This window comes from Algoriphagus lacus (genome assembly GCF_003583985.1).
GTDB lineage: Bacteria > Bacteroidota > Bacteroidia > Cytophagales > Cyclobacteriaceae > Algoriphagus > Algoriphagus lacus.
The window spans coordinates 1775-4984 of the sequence record NZ_QXML01000021.1; the positions used below are offsets into that span (position 1 = coordinate 1775).

Annotated in this window: 2 rRNA genes; both read left to right on the forward strand. The window is 51.6% G+C overall.

Features of this window, described 5'->3' with window-relative positions:
• Window positions 1–65 precede the first annotated feature (65 nt).
• A 23S ribosomal RNA gene (locus D0X99_RS20120) occupies window positions 66–2934 on the forward strand.
• Window positions 2935–3050: 116 nt separating this feature from the next.
• A 5S ribosomal RNA gene (gene rrf / locus D0X99_RS20125) occupies window positions 3051–3162 on the forward strand.
• Window positions 3163–3210 lie beyond the last annotated feature (48 nt).

Consider the following 3210-nt stretch of genomic DNA (forward strand, 5'->3'; position numbering starts at 1 on the left):
AAGTTCATTGACATATTGAAGTAGAAACTGTAACAGAAATCGACAGCGATGTTGATGATAAGTAGAAGTAAGTGAATAAGGGCGCACGGGGGATGCCTAGGCTCTCAGAGGCGAAGAAGGACGTGATAAGCTGCGAAAAGCTACGGGGATTGGCCAATGCGAGTTGATCCGTAGATATCCGAATGGGGCAACCCAGTCTTTAAGACTATTCCGTAAGGAAAGCGAACGTGGGGAACTGAAACATCTAAGTACCCATAGGAGGAGAAAATAATAATGATTCCGTGAGTAGTGGCGAGCGAAAGCGGAGGAGCCCAAACCGGTTATGTTACGGCATGACCGGGGTTGTAGGACCTGCATAATTGAGAACAATCTGACGAGAACGGCATGGGAAGGCCGACCGTAGGGGGTGAGAGTCCCGTATTGGAAGGATTGTGATTGAGGCGGGTATCCTGAGTAGGGCGGGACCGGAGAAATCCCGTTTGAAACTGCCGGCACCATCCGGTAAGGCTAAATACTCCTGAGAGACCGATAGTGAACGAGTACCGTGAGGGAAAGGTGAAAAGTACTCCGAATAGGAGGGTGAAATAGAACCTGAAACCGTGCGCTTACAAGCGGTCGGAGCCACGCGATGTGGTGACGGCGTGCCTTTTGCATAATGAGCCTACGAGTTACTCCTCTCTGGCAAGGGTAAGGTATTCAGTACCGTACCCGGAGCGAAAGCGAGTCTGAAAGGGCGACTGAGTCGGAGGGGGTAGACGCGAAACTTAGTGATCTACCCATGGCCAGGTTGAAGGTTAGGTAAAACTAACTGGAGGACCGAACTGATAAGCGTTGAAAAGCTTCCGGATGAGCTGTGGGTAGGGGTGAAAGGCTAATCAAACTGAGAAATAGCTCGTACTCCCCGAAATGTTTTTAGGAACAGCGTCGGGAATTGTATGACGGAGGTAGAGCTACCGATAGGACTAGGGGGAGTCACATCCTACCAAATCCTGACGAACTCCGAATGCCGTCATATAGAACCGGCAGTGAGGGCTGGGGTGCTAAGGTCCCAGTCCGAGAGGGAAAGAACCCAGACCTTCCGCTAAGGTCCCCAAATTTAGGTTAAGTTGAACAAAGGTGGTCCAGTTGCAGAGACAGCCAGGAGGTTAGCTTGGAAGCAGCTATTCCTTTAAAGAGTGCGTAACAGCTCACTGGTCGAGCGACAGGGCGTCGATAATAATCGGGCATCAAACCTAATACCGAAGCGAAGGATTGCATGTAAATGCAGTGGTAGGGGAGCATTCCAACGGCGGCGAAGATATCCTGTAAGGGGTGTTGGAGCTTTTGGAAAAGCAAATGTAGGCATAAGTAACGATAAGGCGGGCGAGAAACCCGCCCACCGTAAGACCCAGGTTTCCTGATCAACGTTAATCGGATCAGGGTTAGTCGGGACCTAAGGCGAACCCGAGAGGGGTAGTCGATGGACAATGGGTTAATATTCCCATACTATTCATACAGGTGAAGGAGTGACGGAGTGATGAAAGATCCGCCCGGTGACGGAATACCGGGTTAAAGCGAGTAGGTATTGGACCGATAGTTAAATGCGTTGGTCTAGCCGAACGTGACAGTACCGAGCGTCTTCGGACAATCGGATAGTGATCCTAAGGGCTTCCAAGAAAAACTTCTAGCGTTAAGCGTATGAGTACCCGTACCGCAAACCGACACAGGTGGTCGAGGAGAGAATCCTAAGGTGCTCGAGTGAATCATGGCTAAGGAACTCGGCAAAATGGCCCTGTAACTTCGGGAGAAGGGGCGCCAATGGCAACATTGGCCGCAGTGAAGAGGCCCAGGCGACTGTTTAACAAAAACACATGGCTTTGCAAAGTTTCAAGACTAAGTATAAGGCCTGACACCTGCCCGGTGCTGGAAGGTTAAGAGGGGATGTTAGCGCAAGCGACGCATTGAATCGAAGCCCCAGTAAACGGCGGCCGTAACTATAACGGTCCTAAGGTAGCGAAATTCCTTGTCGGGTAAGTTCCGACCTGCACGAATGGTGTAACGATCTGGGCGCTGTCTCAGCCATGAGCTCGGTGAAATTGTAGTCACGGTGAAGATGCCGTGTACCCGCAACGGGACGGAAAGACCCCATGCACCTTTACTGCAGCTTAGCATTGGTACTGGGCAAATGATGTGTAGGATAGGTGGGAGACTGTGAACTGGGTCCGCTAGGATCTGGGGAGTCGCCGTTGAAATACCACCCTTTGTTTGCTTGGTATCTAACCCGCTGGTCGGGGACATTGCTTGGTGGGTAGTTTGACTGGGGTGGTCGCCTCCAAAAGGATAACGGAGGCTTCCAAAGGTTCCCTCAGTACGCTTGGTAACCGTACGAGGAGTGCAATAGCATAAGGGAGCTTGACTGTAAGGCCGACAAGCCGAGCAGGGTGGAAACACGGGTATAGTGATCCGGCGGTTCTGAATGGAAGGGCCGTCGCTCAAAGGATAAAAGGTACGCTGGGGATAACAGGCTGATCTCCCCCAAGAGCTCATATCGACGGGGAGGTTTGGCACCTCGATGTCGGCTCGTCACATCCTGGGGCTGGAGAAGGTCCCAAGGGTTCGGCTGTTCGCCGATTAAAGTGGCACGCGAGCTGGGTTCAGAACGTCGTGAGACAGTTCGGTCCCTATCTGTTGCGGGCGTGGGAAGTTTGCGAGGACCTGACCTTAGTACGAGAGGACCGGGTTGGACTGACCGCTGGTGTACCGGTTGTGGTGCCAACTGCACTGCCGGGTAGCTACGTCGGGAAGAGATAAGCGCTGAAAGCATCTAAGTGCGAAACTCCCCTCAAGATGAGACTTCCAAATAGGGCCCTGGGAGACGACCAGGTTGATAGGCTGCAGGTGTAAAGTCAGTAATGGCATAGCTGAGCAGTACTAATTGCCCAAAAGCTTACGCTACGTTAGTTACAGTTTCTACCAGATATGTTAAAGACATAAGATATTAGACCAAAGAGGTTAGAACAGGAAACTAGAGGAATCTGGCTGCTTGCTGTTAACTACTTGAGTCTTCCAATTTAGGCGGCCTAGCGCAGGGGTCCCACCTCTTCCCATCCCGAACAGAGAAGTTAAGCCCTGCAGCGCCGATGGTACTGGGGTTACACCCGGGAGAGTAGGTCGCCGCCACATTATTCAAAACCCAGCTCATAAAGCTGGGTTTTTTGCGTTTTATACCTT